Genomic DNA, 26,145 nt, shown 5'->3' with positions numbered 1-26,145 from the left:
GTCAGCCGCCGATGTCGTTGTGGTTTTTCCCGGAGCCTCCCGGAATTCCGTCGCCGCCGCCATTGCCGCCGCCATTGTTCGGATGCGACCCACGCCCACCGTGAGACTTGGCAATGGCCTGGGAGGTCAATGACGTTGACAACAGCGTGGTGACCGCAGGTGATGTGACCACTGCGAACTTGCCGCAGGTGGCCAGAAACTTCCGCCGCTCCAGATCATCGGCATCACGGGTAGGATCAGTCTTAGGCGTTTCCATGTGCGCCCTCCTAGCGTTGCCTAAGAGAGCGATACTGGAACAAACGGACTTACAAGGCCACGGCGAAACCGCTGAAGCATTCGAATTGATGATGCGTTGCACCTAAGTCTACCCGGCCTCCGCCCCTCCTGGAAGTGAAGGGTCAGCACTGGCCACACGCCCTCAAAACGCTCTGGAAATAGATTGATTTCAAGTGCGTTCCCATGCGGAAGCTGATCATGCGCCGTCCGCATGAGATCTGATTGCGCGGCTCATCGCCATCAGTTCTCGAGCAGCCTGGAGAATGCGCTGCGACTGGGGCGTCGGCGTATGGCGCTTCGGCTGCATAGTTTGCCGTGCGCAGATTTTGCGCAGTAAGAATCGGACTACTCGGCCGCCGCTATTACACCCGTACCGAACTGCCCCGTTCGGACGCGTCACGCCCCACCGAACGCGCTGGGCGGAGCTGTCGGAGACGCGAAGGGAGGGGGCAATCCTCGAAGACAGATAAAGAAGCGCGGCATGCCCAGGAGCTGATGGGACGCCGCGCTTATCTGTCGTATAGGAGGTCGTATCATTGGGGGTGTGTGGCATGTCCTTCTGCTGTGCGGCAATATGCTGATGCTACACTGCATGAGCTGACCTGTGCGCCGGTTCATATGATATGTCGCGGGGGACGGCGCCGGCTTTATCGGACGGTAAACGCAAGTGCGGCGTCCAGCCGGGGAGACTGAACGCCGCACTACCGATACCCTGTCCGCTGCACTGGTAGAATGATGGTTGCGTTCCCCATTGTGGTGGCAAACCAAACTGCGCTGTAAGCGCAGCTTATCAACAGGCTATCGACGTTGTTGTGTGCTTGCGCAGTTGGCATACCGCGCCTGGGGAGGTCAGTTCTGCTATGTGGCGGACAGGAAAAGCCCGCCGCGACGGGAAGTGGACGGCGGGCCTGAGTTCACTGACACCGGTCCCTACGGACCGAGCGAACCCTACTGGTCGCGGTGGGATCTGGCCAGCGGGCTTGCGGAGTGCCGCAGTGCAGCCGCGGCCCCAAATAGGAAGCCCGCCGTCCGGATGGGGGCGGCGGGCAAGGTCAACTGGTGTAGTGTAAGAGTTGCCCGACTTAGGGCATAGCAACCTTACACTGCGATACTGCCCGATCCAGTGGGCATGCGGGTGGGTATAGCCCCACCGAAGCCTCTCAAAGGAAAGCCCGCCGCGGGAATGACCGGGCGGGCTGAGTTTTCAGGGAGGAACTACCCCACAGGGGTGAGAAAGCTGTGGGCACGCCGCTCCCAACAGGGGTAAGCTGAAAACGTTGCGAGGGAAAATGAGCCCGCCTTCGCGTGGACAAGGCGGGTCGTAGTCGGTCTTGCGAGGGCTACAGCTGCCCAAACCGGCTCGGGCCGGGACGGTTCCCCGGCGAGCTTGGGCGAGGTGTACCGCCACCAATAGACTGGACACCGGGGAGTGGTCAGGGGCTGCAACTCCAGGCGGCATCTCCCGACTGGAACCAAGATGCCACCGAGCTCGGCGCCGTCAAGCACAAGCCGCTGGCGCGGCGGCCTTTGGCCGTGCTTGACCGCACCAGCGCCCGGCGGCCAAGCGGGAGCTTGGTCGGGACGATGGGATCGGTCATTTTCGATCGAACAACAGGATCAGTCATGCGGCAGCCTTCGGCTGGTCGAGAAACCGGGCCCGGTAATCGAGAGGGCTGCGGTAGCCGAGCCGCTCCAGAGGCCAGCAGGCGTTGTAGCGCGCGACGAAGTCGGCGACCGCGGCTTTGACCTCGGCCACGGTGCAGAAGATGCGGCCATAGATCGTCTGCTCTTTCAAGGTCCGAAACCAGCGTTCGGCGATGCCGTTGCACTCTGGCTGGTATGAGTAGGCGTAGCTCATCGCCATGCCCCAGTGCTTGACCTGTTGGGTGAAGTGACGGGCGATGTACTGCGGCCCGTTGTCGGCGCGCACGCTGACGCCACGGGCGGCGTCCGCCCCCACCGCACCGAAGCGCGCGGTCACCGCCTGGCTGAGCGGCTCCAGGGCCGAGAAGCGCGAGCCATCGGTCGAGACATAGTGCCCGATCACCTCGGCGTTGAAGTGGTCCAGCGCGGCGAAGATCCAGACCCGCCCGTCCTCGACCGTCTGCACCATCGTGGCGTCGGTCCCCCACAGCACGTTCGGTGCCTCCGGCACGATGGTCCCGTCGTGATCGTTGGCCGGGCGGGGCGGGCGGCGGTGGGGCGAGAGCAACTGGTTCTCGCGCATGAGGCGCAGGACGCGATTGCGCCCGACCGGCAGGCCCAGGCCATAACGCAGACGAGCCCACACCTTGCGGTGCCCCTCGCCCTGGAACGGCGAGGCCGCGAGGTCGGCCTGGATGGCGGCGAGCAGGCTGGTCTCATCGACCGGCGGCACCGGCCCGCGCCGCGCGGGCGGAGCCGTCTCGGCGGGCCGGTTGGCCGCGGCATAGAAGGAGGAGCGCGCCACGGCCCAGACGCGGCAGACCCGCTGCACGCCGTGGGGCCGCTGGGTGGAGGGCGAGATCGCCGCGCTCATCGACGCGACCTCGCCCTTGGAAAAGACCCGCCGCCTTCCAGGCGGGCGATCTTCTCGCGCAGCAACTCGACTTCCATGCTGAGCTCGCCGACCCGCTTGTACGCGGCGTCCAACCCGGCCTGCACGGGATCGCCCTCTTGGCGCTCCTTCAGGCTGGCGTCCAGCCCCGCCAGGGCGCGTTCGCGCCAGCGCTCCAGCCGGTATGGCTCGACCCCAATCTCGCGGGACACCGCCTCCAGCGACTCCCCGCGCAGCAGGCGCAGGACCACCTCCCACTTGCGCACGGCACTCCACCGCTGGACCGGCTTGTCGGCCACCGCCGGGGTGGTTCCACAGGACAACTTCTGGTTCGGATTCGACTCGGTCATCGGACTCCCATATGGGCTGTCCGGTGTCCAGCGCCACCGATGGCAGATCAGAGCTTGGGCGAGGTCATATCTGGCGCTTGGCCAGCCACAGCAGCTGCTTGCGGCGGTCGGGCAAAAGTGAAGGTAGAGGGCCACGATCAGAGCCTGCTCCTTCTTAATGAATAGCCCTTGATTGTTCCGGTCGCGTAAAGCGCCACATAGTAACCGCCCAAGCCAATCGCAGATCGCGCACACTCTCATCCATGTGCTTGGCGTTTCCGTGCATTTTTGAAATTGTTAAGGCGCTGTCAAGAAAACTGGCGCAATCCCCCATGCCGGCTTTCAGCATGTTGCGAATTTCGTGAGTAAGAAATTCGATCGCGCCTAAATCAATGTCGTCTCCGCCGCCACTCTCCAATTCATTGAGCATGATTGATATTGCGGCTAGGCGGTGCTGTATGTCCAAAATATTTTTGGCGTCCATGCTCACCTCCAAATCTAACCCTACGGAGGCACTCGCGATGTGCTGAGTCGGATTTTATGGATTGGACGATCGGTGCACTGAGCACAACCCGGATCAGCGAAGGGCCTAGAGATATGCGTGAGGTAGGCCAGTATACGGCGGGCCTCGATGCCGTGCGCTATAGGCAAGGCATCTGGAGTCCTACGTCTGCCCGCTCCACGTTGTCCGTGCCGGCGCGCGACGGCCGCTCTCCGGGGCGGCCGTTGTCGTTTGGGGATAGGGGGAGTACCGTTGAGGTGAACCGCGCCGGCTTTGCGCGTCTCCAGAGGAGGGCGTCATGCACCTCGCTCACTGGAACACTCCTACCGTAAGCGCCCACGCCCGTTCCGTCGCCTCAGCCCTCCTTGCCACGGTGCTGATTGCGTTGCTGGCCGTGGCGGCTTACTGGCTAGCGCTGGAATTGCTCGGGCTGTTCACGATCGAGAACACTCACTCGCTGATCATGACGCCAGTTCATCAGCGGTGATGCGAGCAAAGGCGCTGGGACGCGTTCGGGTCCACCGCCGCTATCACACACCGTAGCGAGCTGCCACGTTCGGACGTATCACGCCTCACCGGCCGGGGCGGGCGGGGGGCGGATAGGCGAGGGGAGGTCAGTTCCGCAGCCCCGACGCGATTGCGGCGCCCTGTGTGGGGACAGGACGCCGCAACGTGCCTTTGACGAACATCACCACGGGTTGATACGGTCCGCCTCCATGTTGTGGCCTTTCGCCATCAACAGATCGGCATGACGCCGGTGCGCCTTCTCGATCGGCATATCACGAGTGGGGATGCCATTCCGGCCGGATGACCGACACAGAAAACCCGCCGCGAGAGAGTGGGAGAGGCGGCGGGTGCGAGGGATTGGGTTGCAAATGCCGATTGCTCGGATGCATCGCCATCCTACCTCGCGACCGAACATTGCGCCAACACGCATGTGAGTGAGCGCGGAGCCGAGACCACCCAAATAGGAAGCCCGCCGTCCGGATGGAGAGGCGGCGGGCGAGTTCAACTGACGTAGCGGTGAAAATTGCCCAACTGTAGGCATTAGAAGCTTATGCCACGGCGTGATCCGGTGGGCATGCGGGTGGGTATAGTCCCGCCGAAGCCTCTCAAAGGAAAGCCCGCCGAGGTAATGGCCTAGGGGCCAGCCCTCAGGGCGGTGCCGCCGCACTGATCGCGCATCGGCCCGTTCCTCCGGCGCTCAATCGTTGTTCATCCTTTGTTCGCCGTCGCTGTCGATCATGGCAGTGGGAGCGTGCGGAGGAAAGGGCATGGACGAGCGGGATACCGACGGCAAACAGCAACCCGTTCCGGTCGCGTCGAACGCCGAGGAGGGCGACTACGGCGCCCCGATCCTGTACCTGGAAGGCTGGTGCGGCTCCTGCGCACAAACCGTCCATGTCCACTTGGGTCTCGACGCCCGGCCCCACGCATGCGGAGCGTCCCTGGTTGACATCATTGACGGTGGCCAGCGGTGGCGGCGGGCCAGTCCGGCGCGTGACCTGGGCGCTCTCCTCGGCCGCCCGCCGACCGAAGCCCCACGCAACGGGACGCGCATCGTCGTGTGGTTCGACGGTGGACGGCACGTTGCCGATTCGCGTTGGAGCGGCGGTGGGTGGCGGAGGCTCGGCTCCGACGGTTGGGAGCGGGTAGAGCGCGAGCTGCTGGCGTGGCTGCCGTGCACGCTGGAAGCGGACTCGGAGGATCTGGCGTGAGCACCAAGCGCCTCGACTGCTTTGAGCGGCTCTCCTACCATTATGTGCTGATTTCGCTGAATTGCCGGGCGGCAGGAGCTTAGCCGTGAAGATTTTTCCCCGCCCGAGTGTCGGCCAAGTCTGGCGTGGCAAAAACGGGCGCCTGCGCCGCGTAGTGAACGTCGATCCGCCTGCGCCGGCCGAAGCCGGCTACACCGTGGAATGGGAGAAGGTCGACAAAGGGGATGGCCCCAGGGCTGGGTGCGCTTGGTGGGTGACGTGGAAGGGGTGGGCCAGGGAGCCGGTTTTGCCTGCCATGGATTAAAGGACGGTTTTCAGAACTCACCGAGGCGGGCTGCGACGAGAAAGATGCACGCTGCGACGAGCAGCGCATCGACGATGGCACCTAACAGCCCGTCGATTTACCGACCTTAGATTGAGAAAGTACCGAGGTATGCCGCCACGATCTGGACTGGTTCGTTGGAGCGCGTGGCGTCTGGTGCTTGGATGAGCAGAATCGCGCAGATCGCACACCCACCGGCCCAAGACTCGCGAAGGATGAGCCAAAAGGCCATTGTCGCCTGCCGTGGCGTGCCAACCCCGAAGCGGCGCCGGATCACCAATCCGAGATTGTCGGCGGCGACCTGAAGCGAGTAGCGTTTTTCCACGTTGGCCACACCGCGCAGCCAGGTCCGGCGCAGACCGCCGATGTCCAGGATGAGCGCGAAGCTGCGCTCCACCTTCTCGGCGCGCAGCTTGAAGGCGTGGTGGGCGACGCCGCTCAGCAGCCGGGCGCGATTGTTGTAGACGGCGCGCCGTGCCGCCGTGTCACCATGCCAGCGGGCAAAGTGCGTGCTCCGCTTCTCCGCGATCCGGCTTTTCCAGGCGCTGTCCTCCAGCCCCTTGAGGACCTCGCGCGAATGGTAGCCTTTGTCGGCCACGACCTCGCTTGGCCACTTCGGACTGGGCGCGGCGTCGAGCAGGCCGAGCATGACTTCGGCCTGCTCCAGCGTGCCCGCCAGTGTGCGCGTGTCGCCGTGGTCGGCGGCATGGATCTTGGCCGCGACGATCACCCCGCTGTCGAGATCGACCGCATGCTCCGGCTTGTAGGCCAGATGCGTGGTGCCGTCCTTCATCTTGGCGATGCGCGCCTCAGGATCGGTCGGCGACGCCCAGTCGGCGTTGGACAGGCACTTGCCCTTGCGGGTGCGGTCGAGGCGGATGAGGTCCTCGGTCGTTGGCGTCTTGATGCCGCTCTCCCGGGCCAGGCGCTCCAGCATCCGCCGGTAATCCTCACCGCTGTCGCGGCGGACCAGACGGCGCAGCGCGGCGTTGGCTGCTTGGGTGGAGGCATCGACGCCCAGGCGCTTGCCCGTCACCAAATCGTGCTTGTCGGCGATTTCCAGGATCAGGCCGAAGACGGCGTGATGGACGTCCAACGGCAGGCGCGAGCGCGTCAGGCTCAGGGTCGTGTGGTCGGGTGCCATCTCCTCCGCGTCCAGTCGCAAGAAGCGGTGCAGCGACAGCGAGTCCGCGCAGCGCCAGGCGATCTCGCGTTCCGACGCCAGCCCCTCGAACTGGCCAACGAAGAGCATGCGGAAGTAGCGCCCGGGCGGGATCGACGGGCGGCCGACCCCGTCGGCGTAGTCGGGCTGGCAGAGCATCTCGACCGTTTCGTCGAACTCCGCTTCCGCCAACACCTTGTTGCAACGGTCGTAGAAGGCATGCCGCGGAGCGAGCTCCACCGCCAAGCGGCTGCCCGTCCCACCGGAGGTCCGGCGATTGCTCAAACGGCCCATGGCCATGCCGCGCCTCCCCATCCACACACGACTGACGAGTAACGCTTCAGCCAAGCCTCAGTTTCTCAACGGACTGCTAACCTGTCATGGCAGCGATCCAGGCGTTTGTTGGCGAGCAACCACGCGTTGGCGTGCTCAACGATGCAGCGAACCTGCCCAAGACCGGAACCATGCGGCTGGCCGATTTTGCGAATGACGGGCTGGATGCCTTCGCGCAAGCAGAGCCAGCGGTTGTCGGCGCTGTCGTATCCGGCGTCAGCGAACAGCCGAGCAAGACCCGCACAGGCGACCATGGCCAGCCGCAGCAGGTCGGGAAACAGCCGGGTGTCATGGACGTTCGCCGCGGATGGCAATGCCGCCACCGGAAGCCCATCCGTTGTAACGGCCAAGTGATACTTGGTACCCGGCTTGCCGCGGTCGGTGGGGTTCGGGCCTGTGAAGGCGCCGCCGCGCTTGGCGCGCACGGAACAGCTATCGACGACCACGTCCCAGGTTCGTGCGGCGGCTTCCGGGCCAGAGCGCACCATGCGGATCAGCACGGCGTGGACGCGGCGCAGGAGGGCCGTTGCGCTCCACTCCATCAGCTGACGGCGCAACGTTGATCCAGACGCTCGGTCCTGTGAGGCCCGGAGTTCCCGCCACTGCACGCCCTCGCGCAAGAAGAAGCGAAGCGTCTCAAGGATGGTGCTTGTAGTAACCGGAGGCCGCCCCGTCACCGGATTGGCCCGTTCGATCTGGTCAATGACGCCCGCCACCAGTTCCACCACTCTCCGCCTCATGCCCACCTCCCCAATCCATTGACAGGGGAAACGGCATCGAGCCCGTGCGTGCCTACCAAGGCTGGCTTTCCCAGGAAAGTCGTTCTCTGATCAGCGGCGCCGGATACAGGGCACTATTGGGCCGGAGGCGATCTGATTGAGTTGAGTGTTCTGACGTATGGGTCGGTTTGGCCGCAATTGTTCACCTGGAAGCGCCTACCAAGCGGTGTAGATGTTTAGGAGCCAGCTTGAATGGGCAGGCGTGGACACGGGAGCGGCGCATGGTCACCAGCGAGGAGGAGATCGTGTTGGCGGACGACAGCAGCCGGGTTGCCCTGACATCCGCTGGTCCACCAGGGCTTGGCTATCCCACAAGGATTGTGATCTCCAGTGGCCCGTTTACCGCAGTCGTTGAGGCGGAAGCGTTTGACTACGACGGCTTTCGCAGAGCACTTATCCAACTGTACGATACCCTTGAGGGGCAAGCTGAATTGAGCTTCGTTGAGGGCGGCAATTATCTGACCTTTACCGGAGACGGCCGTGGTGGCATCGAAGCCACCATCGTAATCGAGGATGGACGGGCTCCGTGTCGCGCATTCCTAACCATCAGCATGGAATTGGACCAGTCGTATCTCCCGCCAGTCATTCAGGCAATTCGGCGCATATTTCCCCCACCTCCCTGAACCGGGTGGCATGGGCGGCTGAATGAAGGCATTTCGCGCTCTGGTAGGCGCTGAAAGCCCCGCCATGCGCAGAATGAACGTTACGGTAATCGACCTCCGCGCCTTCAATTCGACCTGAGGTTCACGTCGAGGGAGCCGTCTGGGGTTCTGAGAACGGCCCCTAATACCGCTGCGCGTCGCCTGATATGACGATGCGCAGGCGCCGAGGCGGCCTTTCTCATCCGTTCCGAGGTTGGTGCATTCAGAACATGGCAAGAACAAGAGGGCGGGAGGCTGTGCCGACTCCCGTGCCTTCGCGAACCGCTTTCGTTCTCGCGCATTACGCGTGCTGCGTCTCGCGAAACCCGCAGAAACAAAGGCGATGAGCGGGTTTTTGCGGTGCGGAACGGCTTCGGGGATGGGTTTGCTAAACCGTTATAGCACTACTTTGGCAGTTCCCGCGTGAGGACGCGAGGTGAGGGCTGTTGTACCGCTCAGGGGGTGACCGGCGCTGGAGGCGATCATGCTGGCGGTGCGGACCTGGGAAGCCGAGTTGGACGCTTGGCTGGAGCCATTTCTGGACGCTCTGGGCCACAAGGCCCGACGGCGCTGGGCCCCGGTGTACATCCGCGGTCTGTACGGCCGCACCGAACGCAAGAGCGTTCAGCCGATCGCCGCGGCGTTGACGCCCGGCGACTACGACCAGCTGCACAACTTCATCGCCAGCCGCTCCTGGGACACGGCTCCACTCGAACCGATCCTGGCGCGAACGGCGGATCAGCTGGTCGGCGGTCCGGATGCGATCCTGGCCATTGACGACACCGCCGTGCTGAAGAAGGGCGAGCATTCCGTCGGGGTCGCCTCGCAGTATGCCGGCGTCGTGGGCAAGAACGCCAACTGTCAGGTCCTGGTCACCCTGACCCTGGCCCGCCGCGAGGTGCCGGTTCCGATGGTCATGCGCCTGTTCCTGCCCGAGGAGTGGACGAGCAAGCCCGATCGGTGCCGGCGCGCGCAGGTACCGGAAGCCCAGCAGAAGCCGCGGACCAAGCCGGAGCTGGCGATCGAGGAAGTGGATCGGGTCCTGGCCCTGGGGGTGCGTTTTGGCTGTGTCGTTGCCGATGCCGGCTACGGCCATGGTGCCCCGTTCCGTCACGCTCTCAGCCAGCGCGGATTGGCCTGGGCGGTGGGGGTGACGAGCACGCAAGCGGTGTACGCCACCACGGTGTCCCTGACCTGGCCGGTCGCCAAGACCGGTCGGCCGCGCAAGCGGGCCGTCGCCAGCGAGAAGCCGGTCACCGCGCAGGCCATGCTGAAGACCGCCGCGTGGCGTCGCATCACGTGGCGCACCGGCACGAAGGGGCCCCTCACGGCCCATTTCGCCGCCGTGCGCGTCCGCGTCGCTGATGGGCCGCGTCAGCGCGGGGGCACCCCGCTGCCGGGTGACGAGGTCTGGCTGGTGGGCGAACTGCGGAACTCGGGCGAGCGCAAGTATTATTTGAGCAACTTGCCCCCGGACACGCCGCTCCGCACCCTGGCGTCTTGGATCAAGGCGCGCTGGGTGTGTGAACAAGGGCACCAGCAAATGAAGGAGGAACTGGGGCTGGATCACTTCGAGGGCCGCAGCTGGCCCGGCTTGCACCATCATGCGCTTCTGGTGATGATCGCCTTGGCGTTCCTCCAGCACCTCCGGCTCGCGGCCGCCCCGGAGTGGGGAAAAAAGGCCAAAGCGCAACAGCGGACCGCCGCCGCAACCGACGCTGCCCGCCGTGCGCCGAGCCATTCTCGCGCACATCCTTCAGACGGCACCGATCCGATGTCCCTGCTGTCGGTGCTGGCTCGCCCCGTACAGGCGCGAGTAGAACTGCCAAAGTAGTGCTAGGGGCTCAAACCCCTATCGTGGGTTCGAATCCCATCCCCTCCGCCATTTTCTCCTAATTAAAGTGCATCCTTCGCCCATGTGGGCGGACCCCCTGGGTTGGCCCTTGGGGCGGTTTGCCATGCCGGACGCTGCTCGTATGGGCCGGACTTGGGGAAGTCAGGCCGGGATTCCTTCTCTCCGCAACAGGGTACCGCGAATGCGCCTTGGCCTCCGGCGCAGGACTGCGGTGGAAAGGCGCGTCCAAGCACCGCCAACACGGTGAAACCGCCTCAAACCGCTTCTGGAGGGTGCCATGGAGAAGACTGAGAGTCGTTATGTCGCGCGCCTTCGCGACGACGGCGCCGAGTGGTGTGTGATCGACCGCCGGACCGGAGCCTACGCGATCCCCGCATCCTTGCGGCTCGACCGGTTGCCCGAGGACACCGCCAAGCTCATGAGCGAGCGGCTGAACGAACTCTCGGTGACTGGGAAAGCCCGCGGCTGAGCCATCCCCCGGCTGGACCGCGCGTCCAGCCGGGGCCGTCCAGCCAGGGCCGGACGGGTCCGGCCGGTGCGCTCTTAGTCATCCCTGGATTCGCGGCTGGAGGACTCACGGGTCGGCAGGTCTTTGCGCTTGGCGGAGGCCATGTCGTGGAGTTCCTTCTCGCTCATGGTCTCGACCATCTGCCGGGACGCGCCCTTGAGGCTCGATTTGGGCCGTTCGCCGCGCTTGGCGGACAGGGCCGCGCCGGCGGCCATCTGCTGCTTCTTCGATTCGGCCTTCGCCATGGACTGTCTCCTGGGGTGATTGGGTGTCCGATGGGTCAACAAGGGACGGCGTTCGGAATCGCGCAGCCGCTCAGGACGCCATGCGGCGGTCGGGGCGAGCGGCGTGGACCATCATCATCTCGCCGACGTTCTCCGGCGTGACGAGGCCGACCAGACGGCCGTCGTTGTCGTTGACGCCGACAGCGGGAAGGCGGTTCTCCTGCATCAGGCGCAGGGCCTCTTCCAGGTTGCGGCGGCGGTCGATCACCGGGATGTCGGCCCGCATCACCTCCAGCACCGGCGTCGCCGGGCCGCGGTCGCGCAGGGCGCGGATCATGTCGTCGCGGGTCAGTACGCCGCGCAGCCGGCCGGAGCCGTCCACCACCGGAAACTCGTGCTGCGTGGTCTGCAACAGGCAGCGAACCGCGTCCTCCAGCACGCTGGCCGGCGAGAGGCTTTCGAAGTGGGTAATCATGGCGTCGGACACGATCACGCCGCGCGAAACCTCCCGCATCTGCACGGCGTGCGATTCGGACGCCGCGCCCAGATAAACGAACAACGCGATGAAGAGCAGCAGCGGGTTACCGAACAGCCCCAGCAGCCCGAGGGCGAAGGCCACCGCCTGCCCGACGGTCGCGGCGAGTTGCGTGCCCCGTCCGTAGCCGAGGCGGGACGCCAGGATCGCGCGCAGGACGCGGCCGCCGTCCATGGGGAAGGCTGGGATCAGGTTGAACAGCGCCAGGAACAGGTTGGCGGAGGCCAGCCGCTCCAGCACGCCGACCCCGGCGTTTTGCGGCTCCGCGCTTGCCGATGACGGAAAGCCGCCGAGTGCCAGATAGAGCAGGGCGGCGATCACCACGTTCACCGCCGGGCCGGCGAGCGCCACCAGAAGCTCCTGCGACGGCTTCTCGGGCAGGCGTTCCAGCCGCGCCACGCCGCCGATGGGCAGAAGCGTGATGTCCGGCGTGCGGATGCCGTAGCGCCGCGCGGTCAGGACGTGCCCGAACTCGTGCAGCAGGACGCAGAGGAACAGCAGGGCGATGAAGACGACGCCCTCTGTCGCCGCGGCCCAGCCGCCCTGCGTGTAATGCGCACTGCCGATCCACAGGAGGAGCAGCAGGAAGGTGATGTGGATGCGCACCACCGTGCCCTTGATGGTGCCGATGGGGATCGACCAGCCCATGTCGGTTCTCCTGCTTCTGATTCGTCTGGCGACGATGGCGGGGGAACGCGTGGGGCGGCTGTTGGGTCCGCGGGTGCCGGTGGCGGGCGGTGTGGCGAAAGGCCGCGGCGAAGGAGCGGTCAGTCGCCGGACGCGGCAACGGCGTCGAGCAGCCAGTCGCGAAAGGCCCGGATCTTTGGGGAGCGGCGGCGCGCCTCCGGATAGACCAGCCAGTAGCTTTCCCCCGACCCGTGGATGAGCGGGAAGGGCTGCACAAGGCGCCCGCTGGCGATCTCCTCGCGGAAGAGAAGCGGAGACAGGATGGCCACACCCTGTCCGGCCATGGCCACGCCGGCCCCCAGATGCTGCGTGCCGACGCGCAGATCCGGGCGGTACGGCAGGCCGGACGGATCCACGCCGGCCGCGGTGAACCAGTCCGTCCACCAGAAATCCTGCGGGTCGATCAGCGGCAGCTTCAGCAAGTCGGCCGGGCTGTCCAGGGGGCCAGCGCGTTCCAGCAGGCGCGGGCTGAGCATCGGCGTGTAGGCCACCGGCTGCAGGCGGTGAGCGGTCAGGCCCGGCCAGGGTCCGATGCCGCTGCGGATGCCCACGTCCACCTCCTCCCGCGCGAAGTCGACGAGCCGGCCGGTGACGTCCAGCCGCACGGCGATGGCCGGATGGGTGATCTGGAAGCCGCCGAGGCGCGGCGCCAGCCAGTTGGACGCGAAGGTGTTCACGACGCTGATGACCAGCACCCCCTCCGCCGCGTGGCCCAGATCCTCGAAGGCGTCGCGCAACGCGGCGAAGGCGTCGGTGACGGCGGGCGCCAAACGCCTCCCCGCCTCGGTCAGCGCGACGCCGCGCGGCCGGCGCAGGAACAGCGGCCCAAATCGCTCCTCCAGCAGCTTGATCTGATAGCTGACGGCCGCCTGGGTCATGCCCAGCTCCTCCGCGGCGCGGGTGAAGCTCTGGTGCCGGGCGGCGGCCTCGAAACATCGGATGGAGGAGAGCGGGGGGAGGGGCATGGGCGGCGCGCCAAGGCATAAGGTGGCCTTATGCTAGCCCCTTGAGCTTTCGTTGTACAGGAAGCCGCGTCCGGTCCAGTTCGATGGGGAGGCATAAACCGGCAGGAGGATTCGTGGTGATGACCGACGGTGTGCGCGCGACAGCCCATGCGGCCCGCCCGGAGGAGCCGTCGGCGTTCCGCCGGCTGGCGCGGCTGCTCCCGCCCTGGGCGCAGCGGAGGGATCTTCTAGACCCGGAACGGCTGAGCGACCATCTTCGACGGGATCTGGGCTTTCAGGACGGCCGCGACCCGCCCCCGCATGATCGGTGCCAGGATGGCCGGTGCCAGCATGATCGGTGGTGGTGAGGCTTTCGATTGTCGGGAGGCGCGGAGCGGCGGCCTGTTGACGCCGCCATACCCAATGGGACCGAAGGGCAGAGGGATTTCCGATGGCCAGCAAACTCTTCGAGCCGATCGAGATCGGGCAGCTTCGCCTGCAGAACCGGATCGTCATCGCGCCGATGTGCCAGTATTCGGCGGAGGATGGTAAGCCGGGCAGCTGGCACCTCATCCACCTCGGGCATCTGGCGCTGTCGGGCGCCGGGCTGATGTTCCTGGAAGCGACGGCGGTCGTTCCGGAGGGGCGGATCAGCCCCGGCGACATCGGTCTGTGGTCGGACGAGACCGAAGCCGCGCTGAAGCATGTGCTGGACTGCGTGCGCAAGGAATCGGCGATGCCCATCGGTGTCCAGCTGGCCCACGCCGGGCGCAAGGCGTCGGTGCAGCCGCCCTGGGAGGGTGGGCAGCAGATCGCGTTGAAGGATGGTGGCTGGGACTGCGTGGCGCCGTCGCCGATCCCCCACGCCGACGGGGAGCGCACCCCGGTGGCGCTGGACGCCGCCGGGCTGGAGCGCGTGCGCGACGCGTTCGTCATGGCGGCCAAGCGCGCCGCGCGCATCGGGCTGGACGCGATCGAGCTGCACGCCGCGCACGGCTACCTGCTGCACCAGTTCCTATCGCCACTGTCCAACCGGCGGGAGGACGCCTATGGCGGCAGCCTGGAGAACCGCATGCGCTTTCCCCTGGAGGTGTTCGACGCGGTGCGCGCGGCCTTTCCGGCAGACCGGCCGGTGGGCGTGCGCGTGTCTGCCACCGACTGGGCGCAAGGCGGATGGGACCTGGAGCAGACGATCACCTTCGCCAAGGCGTTGGAACAGCGCGGCTGCTCCTTCATCGACGTGTCGTCCGGCGGCCTGACGCCGGCCCAAGATATTCCAGTCGGTCCTGGCTACCAAGTGCCGCTGGCCGAGGGCGTGAAGCGCGCGACGGCCATGCCGACCATCGCCGTCGGCCTGATCACCGATCCGCAGCAGGCCGAGGAGGTCGTCGCCAGCGGCAAGGCCGACATGGTCGCGCTGGCGCGCGGCATCCTGTACGACCCTCGCTGGCCCTGGCACGCCGCCGCGGTCCTGGGCGCCGAGGTGCAGGCGCCCAAACAGTACTGGCGGTCGCAGCCGCGCGAGTACAAGCGGCTGTTCGGGACGACGTCGATCGAACAGCGGTCGTGATGGGGTGGTGGGCCTGAAGCGGATGATGATCCGCTTTGGGCCGCTTCAGGCCGCGTAGCCCTTGATGAACAGGTTCACGGCGCCGTCGATGATGCGGGTCAGCTCCTGCTCCGACGGGCGGTCGGCGAGGCAGAGCATGTAGCGCAGGTGGGTGTGGGACTTCACGAGGCCCACCAGCTGTTCGGCCGCGAGCTGCGGATCGGGGATGGCGAGCTGACCCTTGCGGTCGACCTCTTCCATGTAGCCGACGATCTGCTCCATGGTCTTGGCCGGGCCGGCCTCGTAGAAGGCCTGGGCAAGCTCGGGGAAGCGGTGCGCCTCGCCGACCACGACGCGATAGCCGGCCATTGCCCGGGGCGACATCACGAGGTCGGCGAAATGGCGGGCGATCAGGCGCAGGCCGTCGGCGACCTCCAGTCGCTTGGCCTCCTCGCAGATGGCGACCAGCGTCTGTCCCTTGGACACGCAGGCGACCATGGCGCGGAACAGCTCGTCCTTGCTGCCGAAATGGGCGTAGAGCGTCGCCTTGGACACGTTGGCCATCTTGGCGACCGCGTCCATGCTGACGGCGCCATAGCCGTTCTCCAGGAACAGCTTGCCGGCGGCGTCCAGGATCTGGGCCGGCTTCGATCCCGCCTCCGGGGTGGGGGCGACCAGCGTGTTCATGCTTTCCTCGCGTCCTGCCACAGTGCGGGCAACGTCACGATGCCGTACCGCGTTCCGCATCGAACCTCAATCCCTACCGTTAAAACTAAACCGTCCAGTTCAGTCTTGACAAGAGGTAGGCCCTCGGCCATGTTTGCGCAAGACTAAACTGAACGGTTCAGTTTGTGTGAGGCCCGGATGTGGGCTTCCTGAACCGGAATGGGATGGACGGAAGAGACATGGCCAAGGGCGTTCGGAAGATCGTTCTGTCGGGAGTCGCGGTGGCCGCCCTGGTGGGCGGGGGGTTCGGCGGCTGGCATTGGTGGACCGAGGGTCGGTTCATCGAGTCGACGGACAACGCCTATGTTCACAGCGACATCACCGTGGTCAGCCCGAAGGTCTCCGCCTATGTGCGGGAGGTTCGGGTGGCCGAGAACCAGCAGGTCTCCGCCGGCGACGTGCTCGCCGTGCTCGACGACCAGGACTTCACCGCCAAGGTCGCGGAGGCCGAGGCCAACGTCGCCGGGCAGAAGGCGGCGCTGGGCACCATCGGCAGCAAGCTGGAACTCCAGCGCGCGCTGATCGACCAGGCCGCGGCTTCGGTCGCCAGCGCGGAGGCGGAGCAGCGCCGCGCCCAGCAGGACTTCGACCGCACCCGCGCGCTCGCCAACGAAAGCTGGGCGAGCAAGCAGAAGTTCGAGACGGCCGACGCCGACTTGCGCAAGGCGGTGGCGGCGACCAACAAGGCCCGCGCCGCGCTCGACGCGGAAAAGGACCAGGTCGGCGTGCTGAATGCCAGCCGGGTGGAGACGGAGGCGCGCCTGCGCCAGGCCGAGGCGGCGCTGCAAACCGCGCGCAACGACCTCGCCAACACGGTGATCCGCGCGCCGGTTGACGGCGTGGTCGGCAACCGTGGCGTCCAGGTCGGCCAGTACGCGCGCCCCGGCGTGCAACTGCTGTCGCTGGTGCCGCTGCCCGACGTCTATGTCGTCGCCAACTTCAAGGAGACGCAGCTCAGCCGCATGCGGCCGGGCCAGGTGGTCACCGTGGCGATCGACGCCTATCCGGGCCGGCGCTTGGAGGGCAAGGTGGAGAGCTTCGCGCCGGCGTCGGGCTCGCAGTTCAGCCTGCTGCCGCCGGAGAACGCGACCGGCAACTTCACCAAGATCGTCCAGCGCGTGCCCGTGCGCATCGCCCTGCCGCGCGACAACGCACTGGCCGGCCTGCTGCGCCCCGGCCTGTCGGTCACCGCCGAGGTCGATACCCGCGGTGCGGCCGATGCCCAGCACGTCGCCGGCACTGTGTTCGGCGCCGTCCGTCCCGGACAGGCCGTCGCGTCGAAGTAAAGCCAGACACACTCTTTCGTCCTGGAGAGGGCGACCATGACCGCCATCACCAACGACGACACGCCTTCCACCCGCATTGCCGTTCCCCCGACGGCCGCGGGTGGTGCGGCCGCCGCGCCCCGGCTTCCATCCCCCACCCCCGCGGGTCGGGACGCGGCGGCCCCTTCCTCCCCGAATCCGCCGGCCGGCTCCCCACCGGGGGCCGGAGCCTTCCGCAAGGTCACGGGCCGCGACTGGGCGGGATTCCTGTCCATGGTCGTCGGCATGTTCATGGCGATCTTGGACATTCAGATCGTGTCCAGCTCCCTGTCGGAGATCCAGGCGGGCCTCGCGGCCAGCGCCGACGAGATCTCGTGGGTGCAGACTTCCTACCTCATCGCCGAAGTGGTGATGATCCCGCTGTCCGGCATGCTGGCGCGGATCCTGTCCACCCGCGTGCTGTTCACCATCGCCGCCGCCGGCTTCACGCTGACCAGCGTCGCCTGCGCCTTCACCTCCAGCATCGAATCGATGATCGTGTGGCGGGCGCTCCAGGGCTTCATCGGCGGCGCCATGATCCCGACCGTCTTCGCCACCAGCTTCTCCCTATTCCCGCCGGAGAAGCGGGCCGGCGTGTCGGTGATGATCGGTCTGGTCGCCACCATGGCGCCGACGCTGGGGCCCACGCTGGGCGGCTGGCTGACGCAGAGCTTTTCCTGGCACTGGCTGTTCCTGGCCAACGTGCTGCCGGGCATCGCCGTGACCTCGCTGGTCTGGACGCTGGTCGACGTGGACAAGCCGAACCCGGCGCTGCGCAAGGGTTTCGACTTCGTGGGCCTCGGCCTGATGGCCGCCTTCCTCGGCAGCCTGGAGTTCGTGGTGGAGGAGGGGCCGCGCCAGGACTGGTTCGAGGACGAGTATGTGGCGGTCTTCGCGGTTGTCGCGGCGGTGGCCGGCATCGGCTTCTTCTGGCGGGTGCTGACCTACCGCAACCCGATCGTGGAGCTTCGCGCCTTCCTGGACCGCAACTTCGCCATCGGATCGCTCTACAGCTTCATCATCGGCATCGGGCTGTACGGTGCTGTGTACTTGCAGCCGCTGTTCCTGGCCCGCGTGCGCGGCTTCAACAGCCTGCAGATCGGCACGATCATGTTTGTGACCGGCGCCTTCCAGTTCATGTCCGCCCCCATCGCCGGCGCCCTGTCGAAGAAGGTGGACCTGCGCGTCATGCTGGGCATGGGGCTGACCCTGTTCGGCACCGGCGTGTGGCTGAACGCCCAGCTGACCAACCAGTCCGGCTTCTGGGAGCTGTTCCTGCCGCAGGCGGTGCGCGGGCTGTCGCTGATGCTGTGCTTCATCCCGGTGAACACCATCGCGCTCGGCACCCTGCCGCCGGAGCAGCTGAAGAACGCGTCGGGCCTCTACAACCTGATGCGCAACCTGGGCGGCGCCATCGGGCTGGCGGCGATCAACACGGTGCTGATCGAGCGGCTGGCGCTGCATACGAACCGGCTGGGCGACAATCTGAATATGGCGCGCCCGCTGGTGCAGGACACCATCGACGGGCTGACCAACAAGTTCGACGGCATGGTGGTCGACCCGCAGGGGGCGGCGATGAAGACGCTGGCCGGCATGGTGCAGCGCGAGGCGCTGGTCCTGACCTTCAACGACTGCCTGCTGTTGATGGCCGGGGTGTTCTTCTCCGCCCTGCTGCTGATGCCGCTGGTCCGGCGGCCGGGCGGCAAGCCGGCACCCGCTGATCATTGACGGGCGGATCACTGATCCTTCGCGTGTGCGAACACGCGCCACGGTGACCCGGGGCGCGTGTTCGTGCTATAGGGCGGGCCATCGCAATCAAAGAACCGCCCCGCCGCCATGAGCAAGCGCCAGTACACCCGCGCCGAGGTCACGGAGTTGCTGTCCGCCCTGGAGCGGCAGTGCCGCGAGGCGTCGAAGCTTGCCCAGCGCGCCGAGCACGACGCCAGCAAGCACAGCTTCGGCGCCTACCGCGACTTCCGCGACAAGGTCGGGGAGTTCCAGGCGCTGGTCATCCTGATCGAGCAGCGGCTGCGCAACCTCGTGGACACGCGCTCCGACGACCTGCGCGAGCAGTTCGAGCGGCTGGACACGGTCATGCTGGCCCTGCTGGTGCGCGCCAGCATGCGCTTCTTCTTCGTGCTGTCGGCCAATCCGATCCTGCCCATGGGTGCGCGCGAGATCTTCGTGGCGGAGCTGCGCAGCCTGCACGACGCGCACGAAAAGCTTCAGCGCCCGAGCTACGCCGGCAAGCTGGGGGCGGAGCTGGAGCGCGACCTGGAGACGGCCTCCCTGATCCTGGAGGAGATCATCGACAAGGCGCCGAGCCTGCTGAACTTCCGGGGCGGAGGCGGGGTGGTCTGACGGCCAATCCGAAAAGGCGGGCCTTAAAAATCGGGCGGCCCCGCCAATGCAGTGCCGCCCGGTGCAGTTTCGAGGTCTTGCCTCCTCCACGGGGCCGCTCCATGCAAGCGCGGCCCCGTGGATGACCCAAGAAAATCGACCTCTTGCGCTGATGAACGTGTCCGGAAGGCTTCTCTTCCACGCGAAAAGGCGGTAACGCCCGCGACGGCGCGCCATGACGGCCCCCGACGCTGTTTCCAGCGGGAGAGCAGCGGTGGGGGGATCATGCGCGCGATCGGGATGGCGGCGGGAGTGGCGGCGGTGTTGCTGGGGGTGCCCGTGGTAGCGGGGGCCGTGCCCTTCGACCGCACCTTCGTCTTCGGCGACAGCCTGTCCGACACCGGCCGCGTCTATGAACTGACGAAGGGCCTGATCCCACAGAGCCCGCCCTATTTCGACGGCCGCTTCTCCAACGGCCCGGTGTGGGTGGAGCGCTTCGCGCCGCTGGTCGGCAGCACGCCGAACCAGCAGACCAACTACGCCTACGGCGGCGCGGAGACGGGCGCGCTGTCGCAGTCCAACGTCCCCGGCGTGCTGGGGCAGGTCAGCCAGTTCGCCCTGACGGGGCCCGGCAACCGCGGCGGCGGTATCTTCACCGTCTGGGCCGGCGGCAACGACTATTTCAACGGGGTCAAGGCGGGGCAGGATCCGGCCCCGCTGATCGCGCAGACGGTCGGCAACATCTCCACGGCCGTCACGCGGCTGGCGGCGCTGGGCGGGCGCACCTTCCTGGTGCCGAACCTGCCGGACCTCGGCAACATCCCCGACACGCGCGGCACCGACCGCGCCGCGCTGCTGAACCTCGTCACCGGGGCGCACAACGCACAGCTCCAGCAAGCGATGAACGACCTAGAGAAGCGGCTGGGCGTCAAGATCATCGTCGCCGACGTGAACGGGCTGTATCGGGCAGTGGCGGCCAACCCGACGGCTTACGGCTTCACCAACACGCTGACCCCCTGCATTTCCGGCAACAAGGCCACCGGCGCCTGCCCGACCCAGGCGCAGGCCGACCAGACCGTCTATTGGGACGAGATCCACCCGACCCAGGCCGCGCATCTGCTGATCGCGCAGTACATGCAGGGCGCCGTCCTGGCGCTGAACGACGCGGCGGAGACGGTGGCGATGCAGCCGGAGCTGGCCTTCGACATCTCCCGCGGTTGGCACCGGGCGCTGCTCGGTTCCGTGACCGGAACGGCGCTGGGGACGGCGGCCGGATCGCGGGTGGAAAAGATCGGGGAGGGGCCGCTGTCGGCGTTCCTGATCGGCGACGCCTCCTGGGGGCGGCTCGCCGGGAACTCGGAACAGGCGGGGTTCCGGTACGACACCCAGGTTGGCGGGGTCGGGGCGCAATACACGATCAACCCGTCGACGCGGGTCGGCCTGTCGGTTGGCGGCGCGCATGGGCATGCGACACTCGACAAGGGGGAAGGGGAGGTCGGCGTCACCAGCACCATCATCGGCCTGCACGCGATCACCGAGGCGCAGGGATTCTCCCTCGCCATTCTCGGCAGCGTGTCCTTCGACCATTACGGCGACATCGACCGCAACACGGGCTTCGCGGTCTTCCCGACCGCGTCGGCGGAAACCGACGGCCAGACCTACGGATTCTCGGTCGCGGGCGGCTACACCGCGCAGGTCGGTCGCTTCTCCGTCGGACCGCGGCTCGGCCTGCGGTACCTGTATTCGGAGGTCGACGGCTACGGCGAGACCGGCGCTGGGCCGCTGTCGCTGCGCACCGAACGGCAGAGCGCCCGGTCGGTCGCCAGCAGCGTCGGGGCCGAGGCCTCCACCAGCTTCGAGATCGGGCAGGCGGTGCTGGAGCCGAGCCTCGCGCTCGCCTGGGAGCACGAGTTCGCCGACGACCCGCGCACCGTGACGGTGATCCTTCCCGGCGGCGCCTCCAACAGCGTGAACCCCAGCGGCATCGGCCGCAACGCGCTGGTGGTCGGCGCCGGCCTGTCGGCCCACATCGGGCAGGCGGTGACCGCCGCCGTCGGCTATCGGGCGGAGTTGTCGGGCGCCGACGGCCACAACCACGCCTTCACCGCCCGCGTCGGGGTGCGGTTCTAGACGGGACGCCATTCCATCCCGCACCGCCGTGTTCCTTTCGTACGCACCCGGGTTTTCGTGCTGGCGTTGTTTTCGCGCTCGTTGGACAATTGGCGGCGATGGGCAACCTCGCGGCCCGCCCGGCTGCACAAGAAAAACGGGAGGAGTTCTCATGTCCTACAAGCACATCCTCGTGCATCTCGATTCCGGTCCGCAGGTGGAGATGCGGCTCGACGCGGCCGTCGCGCTGGCCAAGCAGCATGGCGCCTTCCTGCGCGGCGTGTTCGCGCAGACCGACCGCAACCCGACCAGCATCATCGCGCGCCGGTCGAGCGACCATCTGGGCCAGTCCGCCACCGCCAGCGAGGAGATGTTCCGCGCCAAGCTGCAGGCCGCCGGCCTTCAAGGGCACTGGCACGCGCTGTCGCACGGCGAGTACAACCACGTCATCCGCGAGACGATCATCTGGTCGCGCTTCGCCGACATCACCGTGCTGGGCCAGTACGACCGCAGCGCCGGCGACGGTGCCGCGCCGGAGGAGCTGAACGAGCAGGTGGTGCTGAACTCCGGCCGCCCGGTGCTGGTGGTTCCCTACGCCGGGACGTTCCCGACGATCGGCAAGCGCATCGCCGTCGCCTGGAACGCCGAGCGGGAGGCCGCCCGCGCACTGGGCGACGCCATGCCCTTCCTGACCGCGGCGAGCGACGTGACGGTCATCACCGTGCTGACCCAGGCCGCGGCCGCCAACGTGTCCGACACGGAACGCGTCGGCCTGCTGGAGCATCTGGCCCTGCACGGCGTGAAGGCGGAGCAGACGCACTTCACCGTGTCCGACATCGGCGCCATGGACGCGCTGCTGGCCCGCACCATGGACGCTGGCGCCGACCTGCTGGTGATGGGCGCGCACGGCCATTACGGCTTCCCCTTCCTGCACCGCGGCGGCGGCACCCGCCACGTCCTGCGCACCAGCCCGGTCCCGCTGCTGTTGTCGCATTGAGGAAGTCAGGCGAGGGGTGTGATGCGTCTTGAAACCGGCGCTCATCTCCCTCGCCCGCCCCCGGCGGGGCTGGGAGAGGGGATAAGCGTGCATGAGCTGGCTTCGCGTTTTTCTGATCGCCTGTCCCGTCCTGGTCGCCGTGGTTCTGCTCGGCGCCTGGGCGGTGCAGGGTTTCGACACCTTCGGTCTCAGCCTTCAGGGGCTGCTGGCGATGATCGCCGGGGCGGTGCTGACCAGCGCTGTCGCCATCGGCCTGATGGCGCTGGTCTTCCTCAGCAACCGCAGCGGCCATGACGACGACATCGGCCGTCCCGATCCGCCGGATGGGCATGGTTGAAATCTCAACCATTCCGTGACTCCAACGGCCATCTCCTCCTCTTCCGTCTGATGTCCGGACGGACAGCGGAACGCCGGACTTCCCAACGCCGTTGCTAAGCCAACGAACGGTCCCCGGCCCGAGTGCCGGGGATGCTGCGTTGCGCCATCGCGCCGCAGCATACGGCCGACAACGGGAAGGGACCAAGGCGCCATGGACGAGAACCGCATCCGGCAGCGGGCTTACGAGATTTGGGAACAGGAAGGGCGCCCGGAGGGCCGGCATGCGGAAAATTGGGAGCGGGCTTGCCGGGAACTCAGCGACGGCGATTCGGGGGGTGACGGAGCCAGCCACGCGGCGGAGGCCATGGACGCCAACGTGGTGTCCGGGAGCGGGAACCTGGGTCGCGCCGCGGAAGGCATGATGGGGATCGAGAACGAGCCGCAGGGAGGCCGGCGGGGTGCCGAGGATCGTGCGCCCGGCGCCGCCGAGGAATCCGGCGGCGGTGCCTGACGTCGCCCGATCTTGACCGCCCGATCTTGACCCTTGCCGAGGAGGTTCCATGCCACCCCGTCGCGACCCCGGTTCCTTCATGTGGTCGGAAGCCGTCGAACTGCTCGACCGCGCCGAACGGCTGCACCGCCAGTTCTTCCGCCCAGCGCCGCCGGGCTCCCGCCGGGCCTGCTGGACCCCGCCGGTCGACGTCTACGAGACGGAGGACGCGGTTATGATCGTCGTGGCCCTGCCCGGCGTCGCGGCGGACCAGTTGGACATCGCCGTCGAGGACGGGGTCCTCGTCGTCGCCGGCGAGCGGTCTCTGCCGCTGGGCCGGGACGGCATCATCCACCGGCTTGAAATCCCGCACGGCCGCTTCGAGCGGCGAATCGAACTGCCCGCCGGCGCCTTCCGCATGGGCCGGCGCGACCTCGTCGCCGGCTGCCTTGTGCTGGCGCTCGACAAGATGGGTTGAAGGACAGATGCATGACGGACGATGACGCTGCGGGCGACGCCACGGACCAAGCCACCGACGCGGCTGCCAAAATCACCATCCCCGAGGCCGCCCCCGAAACCGCCCCCGAAACCGCCGGCGACAGCCTTCCGGACGATGTGATCCCGGTCATCCCGGTGCGGAACCTCGTGCAATTCCCGGGGGTCGTGCTGCCGGTCACGGTGGGCCGGGCGCGGTCGATCGCCGCCGCTCAGGAAGCGGCGCGCCGCGAACGGGCGGTCGGCATCCTGCTCCAGCGCGACGAGGCGGTGGAGGAGCCGACCGGCGCCGACATGCACCGCATCGGCACCACCGCGAACATCCTACGCTACGTCACCACGCCGGACGGGTCGCACCATCTGGTCTGCCAGGGCTTGCAGCGCTTCCGCGTGGTTGAATGGGTGCCGGGCCACCCGTTCCTGGCCGCCCGCGTGGAGATGGTGGAGGAAAGCGAGGTCAACTCGCCGGAGGTCAAGGCGCGCTTCCTGAACCTGCGCAACGAGGCGGCGGAGGCGCTCCAACTGCTGCCCCAGGCCCCGCAGGAGCTGCTGGCCGCGGTGCAGGCGATCGACAGCCCCGCCGAACTGGCCGACATGACCGCCAGCTACATGGACCTGAAGCCCGCCGAGAAGCAGGGGGTGCTGGAAACCATCGACCTGCTGGAGCGGCTGGAGAAGGTCGGCAGCCTGCTGGCCCAGCGCATCGAGGTGCTGCGCATCTCCCGCGACATTCGTGAGCGTACGCGGGAGGCCATGGACGAGCGGCAGCGGGAGTTCCTGCTGCGCGAACAGCTGCGCGCCATCCAGAAGGAACTGGGCGAGGCTGACGAGGGCCGGCAGGCGGAGATCGGGGAGCTTCAGGACGCCATCGTCAAGGCCGGCATGCCGCCCGACGTGCGCGAACACGCGGAGAAGGAACTGCGCAGGCTGGAGCGGATGCCGGAGGCCGCCCAGGAATACTCCATGGTGCGCACCTACCTGGACTGGCTGATCGAGATGCCCTGGGACCGCCTGTCGGAATCCAGCATCGACATCGCCGAGGCGCGGCGCATCCTGGATGAGGACCATTACGGGCTGGAAAAGGTCAAGCGCCGCATCCTGGAGTTCCTGGCCGTCCGCAAGCTGAACCCGGAAGGGCGCAGCCCCATCCTGTGTTTCGTCGGGCCGCCGGGCGTCGGCAAGACCTCCCTCGGCCAGAGCATCGCGCGGGCGACGGGGCGGGCCTTCGCGCGCGTCTCGCTGGGCGGCGTCCATGACGAGAGCGAGATCCGCGGCCACCGCCGCACCTACGTCGGCGCGCTGCCCGGCAACATCGTGCAGGCGATCCGCAAGGCCGGTACGCGCGACTGCGTGCTGATGCTGGACGAGATGGACAAGCTGGGCCAGGGCTTCCACGGCGACCCGTCGGCGGCGCTGCTGGAGGTGCTGGACCCGGAGCAGAACGCCACCTTCCGCGACCATTACCTGGGCGTGGCTTTCGACCTGTCGAAGGTGATGTTCATCGCCACCGCCAACGTGCTGGACACCATCCCCGGTCCGTTGCGCGACCGCATGGAGCTGATCGAACTCAGCGGCTACACCGAGGACGAAAAGCTGGAGATCGCCAAGCGCTATCTCGTGAAGCGCCAGCTCGCCGCCAACGGGTTGCGGCCGGATCAGCTGGAAATCCCTGACGACACGCTGCGCGCCATCATCCGCGACCACACGCGCGAGGCCGGGAACCGCAACCTGGAGCGCATGATCGGCGCCGTCGCGCGGCACGTCGCGGTGCGCATCGCCGAAGGGCAGGTGGAGCGGCTTCGTGTCGACCCGCCGATGCTGACCGAGATCCTCGGTCCGCCGCGATTCGAGAACGACGTGGCGATGCGCACCAGCGTGCCCGGCGTGGCGACGGGGCTCGCCTGGACGCCGGTCGGCGGCGACATCCTGTTCATCGAGGCGAGCCGCTTCCCCGGCTCCGGCCGGCTGATCCTGACCGGGCAGCTCGGCGACGTGATGAAGGAAAGCGCGCAGGCCGCGCTCAGCCTCATCAAGTCGCGGGTGCGGGAGCTGGGATTGGACCCGGAGGGGTTGGACAAGTTCGACATCCACGTCCACGTCCCGGCCGGCGCCATCCCGAAGGACGGCCCGTCCGCCGGTGTGGCGATGTTCACGGCGCTGGTCTCGCTGCTCTCCGGCCGCTGTGTTCGCGCTGACACGGCGATGACGGGGGAGATCAGCCTGCGCGGCCTCGTCCTACCGGTCGGCGGGATTCGGGAGAAGGTGGTGGCCGCCCAGCGCGCCGGGCTAAAGACGGTGATGCTGCCGGCCCGCAACCGCAAGGACTATGACGACATCCCAGCCGCCGTGCGCGACCAGCTGACCTTCGTCTGGCTGGAGCGGGTCGACGACGCGGTGCGCGCGGCGCTCAGCCCGCCGGAGGCGGAAACGCAGCGGAAGGTGGGATGAGCGGTCGCCCAACTTCGT

Annotated in this window: 25 protein-coding genes; 15 read left to right on the top strand and 10 right to left on the bottom strand. The window is 67.3% G+C overall.

Going from position 1 to position 26,145, the window contains the following annotated elements; translation table 11 throughout:
- Nucleotide 1: 1 nt before the first annotated feature.
- The 4 genes from M2351_RS40520 to M2351_RS40505 all read right to left on the bottom strand — a co-directional run bounded on the left by M2351_RS40520 (nucleotide 2) and on the right by M2351_RS40505 (nucleotide 3,625).
- Nucleotides 2-256: a hypothetical protein gene (locus M2351_RS40520; protein WP_264661625.1), complete on the bottom strand. Its 255-nt coding sequence runs from the start codon at nucleotides 254-256 to the stop codon at nucleotides 2-4.
- 1,641 nt (nucleotides 257-1,897) lie between these two features.
- Nucleotides 1,898-2,794: an IS3 family transposase gene (locus tag M2351_RS40515; protein WP_264661624.1), complete on the bottom strand. Its 897-nt coding sequence runs from the start codon at nucleotides 2,792-2,794 to the stop codon at nucleotides 1,898-1,900.
- Complete coding sequence (locus M2351_RS40510; RefSeq protein ID WP_264661623.1) at nucleotides 2,791-3,162, bottom strand: transposase; 372 nt, start codon at nucleotides 3,160-3,162, stop codon at nucleotides 2,791-2,793. Before M2351_RS40510 ends, M2351_RS40515 begins: the two co-directional genes overlap by 4 nt.
- 154 nt (nucleotides 3,163-3,316) lie before the next feature.
- Nucleotides 3,317-3,625 (bottom strand): hypothetical protein, encoded by a 309-nt coding sequence (locus tag M2351_RS40505; RefSeq protein WP_264661622.1) that lies wholly within the window; start codon nucleotides 3,623-3,625, stop codon nucleotides 3,317-3,319.
- A gap of 316 nt (nucleotides 3,626-3,941) precedes the next feature.
- Between M2351_RS40505 and M2351_RS40500 the strand changes: the two genes are divergently transcribed.
- Both M2351_RS40500 and M2351_RS40495 read left to right on the top strand, forming a co-directional pair.
- Nucleotides 3,942-4,130: a hypothetical protein gene (locus M2351_RS40500; protein WP_264661621.1), complete on the top strand. Its 189-nt coding sequence runs from the start codon at nucleotides 3,942-3,944 to the stop codon at nucleotides 4,128-4,130.
- A 787-nt stretch (nucleotides 4,131-4,917) separates the two neighbouring features.
- The gene (locus M2351_RS40495; protein ID WP_264661620.1) at nucleotides 4,918-5,361 is read left to right on the top strand and encodes a hypothetical protein; all 444 of its coding nucleotides are present in this window, start codon (nucleotides 4,918-4,920) and stop codon (nucleotides 5,359-5,361) included.
- 410 nt (nucleotides 5,362-5,771) lie between these two features.
- On the opposite strand, the gene M2351_RS40490 is transcribed toward M2351_RS40495, so the two are convergent.
- Together M2351_RS40490 and M2351_RS40485 are read right to left on the bottom strand one after the other, a co-directional pair.
- Entirely contained in the window at nucleotides 5,772-7,145 is a 1,374-nt protein-coding gene (locus tag M2351_RS40490) for a transposase (protein WP_264661619.1), read from the bottom strand.
- Nucleotides 7,146-7,204: 59 nt separating this feature from the next.
- Entirely contained in the window at nucleotides 7,205-7,918 is a 714-nt protein-coding gene (locus M2351_RS40485; RefSeq protein ID WP_264661618.1) for an IS5 family transposase, read from the bottom strand.
- Nucleotides 7,919-8,178: 260 nt separating this feature from the next.
- Here M2351_RS40485 and M2351_RS40480 point away from each other — a divergent pair, with 260 nt between their 5' ends.
- The 3 genes from M2351_RS40480 to M2351_RS40470 all read left to right on the top strand — a co-directional run bounded on the left by M2351_RS40480 (nucleotide 8,179) and on the right by M2351_RS40470 (nucleotide 10,922).
- Nucleotides 8,179-8,580: a WapI family immunity protein gene (locus M2351_RS40480; RefSeq protein WP_264661617.1), complete on the top strand. Its 402-nt coding sequence runs from the start codon at nucleotides 8,179-8,181 to the stop codon at nucleotides 8,578-8,580.
- Nucleotides 8,581-9,082: 502 nt separating this feature from the next.
- Complete coding sequence (locus tag M2351_RS40475) at nucleotides 9,083-10,432, top strand: IS701 family transposase (RefSeq protein WP_264661616.1); 1,350 nt, start codon at nucleotides 9,083-9,085, stop codon at nucleotides 10,430-10,432.
- Between the two features lie 298 nt (nucleotides 10,433-10,730).
- Nucleotides 10,731-10,922 (top strand): hypothetical protein, encoded by a 192-nt coding sequence (locus M2351_RS40470; protein ID WP_264661615.1) that lies wholly within the window; start codon nucleotides 10,731-10,733, stop codon nucleotides 10,920-10,922.
- 74 nt (nucleotides 10,923-10,996) lie between these two features.
- On the opposite strand, the gene M2351_RS40465 is transcribed toward M2351_RS40470, so the two are convergent.
- From M2351_RS40465 to M2351_RS40455, 3 genes are all read right to left on the bottom strand, one after another.
- Nucleotides 10,997-11,206: a DUF3008 family protein gene (locus M2351_RS40465; protein ID WP_264661614.1), complete on the bottom strand. Its 210-nt coding sequence runs from the start codon at nucleotides 11,204-11,206 to the stop codon at nucleotides 10,997-10,999.
- A 70-nt stretch (nucleotides 11,207-11,276) separates the two neighbouring features.
- Nucleotides 11,277-12,368 (bottom strand): site-2 protease family protein, encoded by a 1,092-nt coding sequence (locus M2351_RS40460; RefSeq protein ID WP_264661613.1) that lies wholly within the window; start codon nucleotides 12,366-12,368, stop codon nucleotides 11,277-11,279.
- Between the two features lie 119 nt (nucleotides 12,369-12,487).
- Complete coding sequence (locus M2351_RS40455) at nucleotides 12,488-13,372, bottom strand: LysR substrate-binding domain-containing protein (RefSeq protein WP_264661612.1); 885 nt, start codon at nucleotides 13,370-13,372, stop codon at nucleotides 12,488-12,490.
- A 430-nt stretch (nucleotides 13,373-13,802) separates the two neighbouring features.
- On the opposite strand from M2351_RS40455, the gene M2351_RS40450 reads away from it, so the two are divergent.
- Nucleotides 13,803-14,921: an NADH:flavin oxidoreductase/NADH oxidase gene (locus tag M2351_RS40450; protein WP_264661611.1), complete on the top strand. Its 1,119-nt coding sequence runs from the start codon at nucleotides 13,803-13,805 to the stop codon at nucleotides 14,919-14,921.
- 45 nt (nucleotides 14,922-14,966) lie between these two features.
- On the opposite strand, the gene M2351_RS40445 is transcribed toward M2351_RS40450, so the two are convergent.
- A complete protein-coding gene (locus M2351_RS40445) occupies nucleotides 14,967-15,587 on the bottom strand; it encodes a TetR/AcrR family transcriptional regulator (RefSeq protein ID WP_264661610.1) in 621 nt (206 codons plus the stop codon).
- 218 nt (nucleotides 15,588-15,805) lie between these two features.
- On the opposite strand from M2351_RS40445, the gene M2351_RS40440 reads away from it, so the two are divergent.
- The 9 genes from M2351_RS40440 (at nucleotide 15,806) to lon (ending at nucleotide 26,127) form a co-directional block, all read left to right on the top strand.
- Nucleotides 15,806-16,912 carry an HlyD family secretion protein gene (locus M2351_RS40440; protein ID WP_264661609.1) on the top strand — a complete coding sequence of 369 codons (1,107 nt, stop codon included), beginning with the start codon at nucleotides 15,806-15,808 and terminating at the stop codon, nucleotides 16,910-16,912.
- Nucleotides 16,913-16,948: 36 nt separating this feature from the next.
- Nucleotides 16,949-18,658, top strand: coding sequence for a DHA2 family efflux MFS transporter permease subunit (locus M2351_RS40435; protein ID WP_264661608.1), 1,710 nt, complete (start codon nucleotides 16,949-16,951; stop codon nucleotides 18,656-18,658).
- A 108-nt stretch (nucleotides 18,659-18,766) separates the two neighbouring features.
- Nucleotides 18,767-19,291 (top strand): hypothetical protein, encoded by a 525-nt coding sequence (locus M2351_RS40430; RefSeq protein WP_264661607.1) that lies wholly within the window; start codon nucleotides 18,767-18,769, stop codon nucleotides 19,289-19,291.
- A gap of 264 nt (nucleotides 19,292-19,555) precedes the next feature.
- On the top strand, nucleotides 19,556-21,400 hold the full coding sequence (locus tag M2351_RS40425; RefSeq protein ID WP_264661606.1) for an autotransporter domain-containing protein: 1,845 nt from the start codon (nucleotides 19,556-19,558) through the stop codon (nucleotides 21,398-21,400).
- Between the two features lie 151 nt (nucleotides 21,401-21,551).
- The gene (locus M2351_RS40420) at nucleotides 21,552-22,376 is read left to right on the top strand and encodes a universal stress protein (protein WP_264661605.1); all 825 of its coding nucleotides are present in this window, start codon (nucleotides 21,552-21,554) and stop codon (nucleotides 22,374-22,376) included.
- 91 nt (nucleotides 22,377-22,467) lie between these two features.
- The gene (locus tag M2351_RS40415; protein ID WP_264661604.1) at nucleotides 22,468-22,713 is read left to right on the top strand and encodes a hypothetical protein; all 246 of its coding nucleotides are present in this window, start codon (nucleotides 22,468-22,470) and stop codon (nucleotides 22,711-22,713) included.
- A 192-nt stretch (nucleotides 22,714-22,905) separates the two neighbouring features.
- Nucleotides 22,906-23,205, top strand: a complete 300-nt coding sequence (locus M2351_RS40410; RefSeq protein ID WP_264661603.1) for a DUF2934 domain-containing protein — start codon at nucleotides 22,906-22,908, stop codon at nucleotides 23,203-23,205.
- Nucleotides 23,206-23,254: 49 nt separating this feature from the next.
- Nucleotides 23,255-23,662, top strand: coding sequence for an Hsp20/alpha crystallin family protein (locus tag M2351_RS40405; RefSeq protein ID WP_264661602.1), 408 nt, complete (start codon nucleotides 23,255-23,257; stop codon nucleotides 23,660-23,662).
- A gap of 11 nt (nucleotides 23,663-23,673) precedes the next feature.
- Complete coding sequence (lon, locus tag M2351_RS40400) at nucleotides 23,674-26,127, top strand: endopeptidase La (RefSeq protein ID WP_264661601.1); 2,454 nt, start codon at nucleotides 23,674-23,676, stop codon at nucleotides 26,125-26,127.
- Nucleotides 26,128-26,145 lie beyond the last annotated feature (18 nt).

This window comes from Azospirillum canadense, from assembly GCF_025961225.1.
In the GTDB taxonomy this organism is placed as follows: domain Bacteria; phylum Pseudomonadota; class Alphaproteobacteria; order Azospirillales; family Azospirillaceae; genus Azospirillum; species Azospirillum canadense.
This window is presented reverse-complemented; position numbering and strand designations above follow the sequence as displayed.

Coding starts and splice junctions, on each gene's coding strand:
- M2351_RS40520 (WP_264661625.1), bottom strand. CDS start 256: ATGGAAACGCCTAAGACTGATCCTACCCGTGATGCCGATGATCTGGAG.
- M2351_RS40515 (WP_264661624.1), bottom strand. CDS start 2,794: ATGAGCGCGGCGATCTCGCCCTCCACCCAGCGGCCCCACGGCGTGCAG.
- M2351_RS40510 (WP_264661623.1), bottom strand. CDS start 3,162: ATGACCGAGTCGAATCCGAACCAGAAGTTGTCCTGTGGAACCACCCCG.
- M2351_RS40505 (WP_264661622.1), bottom strand. CDS start 3,625: ATGGACGCCAAAAATATTTTGGACATACAGCACCGCCTAGCCGCAATA.
- M2351_RS40500 (WP_264661621.1), top strand. CDS start 3,942: ATGCACCTCGCTCACTGGAACACTCCTACCGTAAGCGCCCACGCCCGT.
- M2351_RS40495 (WP_264661620.1), top strand. CDS start 4,918: ATGGACGAGCGGGATACCGACGGCAAACAGCAACCCGTTCCGGTCGCG.
- M2351_RS40490 (WP_264661619.1), bottom strand. CDS start 7,145: ATGGCCATGGGCCGTTTGAGCAATCGCCGGACCTCCGGTGGGACGGGC.
- M2351_RS40485 (WP_264661618.1), bottom strand. CDS start 7,918: ATGAGGCGGAGAGTGGTGGAACTGGTGGCGGGCGTCATTGACCAGATC.
- M2351_RS40480 (WP_264661617.1), top strand. CDS start 8,179: ATGGTCACCAGCGAGGAGGAGATCGTGTTGGCGGACGACAGCAGCCGG.
- M2351_RS40475 (WP_264661616.1), top strand. CDS start 9,083: ATGCTGGCGGTGCGGACCTGGGAAGCCGAGTTGGACGCTTGGCTGGAG.
- M2351_RS40470 (WP_264661615.1), top strand. CDS start 10,731: ATGGAGAAGACTGAGAGTCGTTATGTCGCGCGCCTTCGCGACGACGGC.
- M2351_RS40465 (WP_264661614.1), bottom strand. CDS start 11,206: ATGGCGAAGGCCGAATCGAAGAAGCAGCAGATGGCCGCCGGCGCGGCC.
- M2351_RS40460 (WP_264661613.1), bottom strand. CDS start 12,368: ATGGGCTGGTCGATCCCCATCGGCACCATCAAGGGCACGGTGGTGCGC.
- M2351_RS40455 (WP_264661612.1), bottom strand. CDS start 13,372: ATGCCCCTCCCCCCGCTCTCCTCCATCCGATGTTTCGAGGCCGCCGCC.
- M2351_RS40450 (WP_264661611.1), top strand. CDS start 13,803: ATGGCCAGCAAACTCTTCGAGCCGATCGAGATCGGGCAGCTTCGCCTG.
- M2351_RS40445 (WP_264661610.1), bottom strand. CDS start 15,587: ATGAACACGCTGGTCGCCCCCACCCCGGAGGCGGGATCGAAGCCGGCC.
- M2351_RS40440 (WP_264661609.1), top strand. CDS start 15,806: ATGGCCAAGGGCGTTCGGAAGATCGTTCTGTCGGGAGTCGCGGTGGCC.
- M2351_RS40435 (WP_264661608.1), top strand. CDS start 16,949: ATGACCGCCATCACCAACGACGACACGCCTTCCACCCGCATTGCCGTT.
- M2351_RS40430 (WP_264661607.1), top strand. CDS start 18,767: ATGAGCAAGCGCCAGTACACCCGCGCCGAGGTCACGGAGTTGCTGTCC.
- M2351_RS40425 (WP_264661606.1), top strand. CDS start 19,556: ATGCGCGCGATCGGGATGGCGGCGGGAGTGGCGGCGGTGTTGCTGGGG.
- M2351_RS40420 (WP_264661605.1), top strand. CDS start 21,552: ATGTCCTACAAGCACATCCTCGTGCATCTCGATTCCGGTCCGCAGGTG.
- M2351_RS40415 (WP_264661604.1), top strand. CDS start 22,468: ATGAGCTGGCTTCGCGTTTTTCTGATCGCCTGTCCCGTCCTGGTCGCC.
- M2351_RS40410 (WP_264661603.1), top strand. CDS start 22,906: ATGGACGAGAACCGCATCCGGCAGCGGGCTTACGAGATTTGGGAACAG.
- M2351_RS40405 (WP_264661602.1), top strand. CDS start 23,255: ATGCCACCCCGTCGCGACCCCGGTTCCTTCATGTGGTCGGAAGCCGTC.
- lon (WP_264661601.1), top strand. CDS start 23,674: ATGACGGACGATGACGCTGCGGGCGACGCCACGGACCAAGCCACCGAC.